Source organism: Actinomadura sp. NPDC048955 (assembly GCF_040649435.1).
GTDB lineage: Bacteria > Actinomycetota > Actinomycetes > Streptosporangiales > Streptosporangiaceae > Spirillospora > Spirillospora luteofluorescens.
The window spans coordinates 1-1851 of sequence record NZ_JBEZJI010000183.1; the positions used below are offsets into that span (position 1 = coordinate 1).

General features: G+C 67.0%; 2 protein-coding genes and 1 pseudogene. 2 read left to right on the forward strand and 1 reads right to left on the reverse strand.

Annotated features, from left to right (window positions below; genetic code table 11):
• Positions 1-125: transposase (locus tag AB0C84_RS46050; RefSeq protein WP_361079245.1), on the reverse strand; the 125-nt coding region annotated here is incomplete at its 3' end.
• Between the two features lie 105 nt (positions 126-230).
• On the opposite strand from AB0C84_RS46050, the pseudogene AB0C84_RS46055 reads away from it, so the two are divergent.
• Positions 231-461 (forward strand): annotated as a pseudogene (locus AB0C84_RS46055) (transposase); the annotation flags it as partial.
• Between the two features lie 680 nt (positions 462-1141).
• Positions 1142-1318, forward strand: a complete 177-nt coding sequence (locus AB0C84_RS46060; protein ID WP_361079242.1) for a hypothetical protein — start codon at positions 1142-1144, stop codon at positions 1316-1318.
• Positions 1319-1851 lie beyond the last annotated feature (533 nt).

A 1851-nucleotide genomic window follows, 5' to 3' on the forward strand; every position in this document is an offset into this window, starting at 1 on the left:
AACACGAACAAGATCCCGCACAGCACCTTGCGGTCGTCCAACCGCCCACGCCCAGCATGGCGCTTACGGCGCTCCACCCTCGGCAGCAGCGGCTCGATCCGCTCCCACAGGCTGTCGGGCACGATCCACGGGGGTTGCTCGCCCTTACGCACCCGTCCACACCACACCCGACCATCACTACATGTCGCGCTACATGCACCGTCTGTTATGACCTCTAAGACTACGCCGACCTGCGGCGCTGGCTACGCAGGCGGGGCATCACCCCGCGCATCGCGCGCCGTGGCATTGAGTGCTCCGAGCGGCTCGGCCGCTACCGCTGGATGGTGGAACGGACGGTGTCCTGGTTGAGCGGCTGCCGCCGCCTGCACCGCCGCTACGAACGCAAGCCCGAGCACTTCCTGGCCTTCGTCGGCATCGCCGGCACCCTGATGTGTCACCGCCGACTAACCAAAATGAGATGACGTCCTAAAGCCGCACGGGAAAGCGCCGCAGGTTTGTGAGTCCTGGCCCATCGTGCATAGTGATGCACGGACCGGATAGTCCGAGTCCGTACACCACAACGCAAGGGAGCCGAGATGACCACGGACGACACGACCGCTGCTGACCCGCCGCAGTCCCCCCCCGCCGACCACCGAAAACGCCCCGCCCATGGGGCCGAACCACGGTATGCGAGTCAACCTCGGCGACAAGATCGAGCCCCACATCCCCTGGAGGAACGGCCCGGTCGGCTCGTACAAGCTGATCCGCTAGCCAGGACGGGATACTGCCAAGTATCCGCCCGCTCAACGCCCGGCCGCACCACGCGGCCGGGCGCCACACCTCAGTACCCAGTACCCTTTCACGCTAACCCCCGCGCTATTGATGCCATATGTGGCGCGTCCGGGCGGCCGCCCGCTCCCGGGTCTCCAAACAGTTGGAGCCGGCCTCCGGGCACGCACCGGTGACGCCCCGGGTCCTGGAATCGTCCGCTAAGGCTCCTCTTTTCGGAGGCTCGCCCTTCCCGCCGCCACCTCCGGACTTCGTCTTTTTCGGCCACGTGCTCCTGGCCGCGGTCCTGACGGGCTACAAGGTTCAGGCGTGCGCGAACCGATGACCACCGGACAGTCTTAGTGCCAGCGAAAGTCGCTGGAGCAGTCCTCAGATGAAAGAGGTAGGAACGATGGACAAGTCCGAGCGCTCCTCGGGCCCGCTGAACCCGGTGCAGCCCCGGCAGCCGCTGGCGCCGCAGCCGCTGGACCGGTCGGGGCCCCTGCCGCTGCAGAAGGGTGTGCCGCTGCAGAAGGGTGTGCCGCTGCCGAAGGGTTTGCGGTCGCTGTAGGCCCTGGCGGTGTAGCCAGACGACACGCATGATCGCGTGATCTGATCACAGGCCGTCCCCGTACCGCATGGTACGGGGACGGCTCTATGTCTGGAGACGACGGTCCGAGGTGTTTCGGCATCAGCAGACCCAGCCGCGCGCATTCCCTGATCTAACAAACTCGCGAACGGCGGCAAGGACGACCTAGCGCCCCTCACTCACGGTTCACGTCGAAGGAACCTCGTGGGCTTGATCCAGCAAGAAGCACACCGACCGACTCCACCAATCCGGAACACGCCTGTGAGCTGCTGATATAGCTGGGATGGCGTGTCCCTCGGGCCCCCGGGAATGGGACACAGCAACGGCCTTGACGGCGCGCGACCCGTCTACGTGCGAGGCCCGACGACCCCCGCCCAGGCGGTGCCGTCTCCGCCGCCCGCGCGGTGTGGTGGGGCGCGTCGGCCGGAACTCGAAGCCGAGTTCGCCGGCCTCGCACGCCCGCGCGATCTCCACCACGGTGTGCCGCAGCGCGGTCATGATCGGCTCGTCCGGCG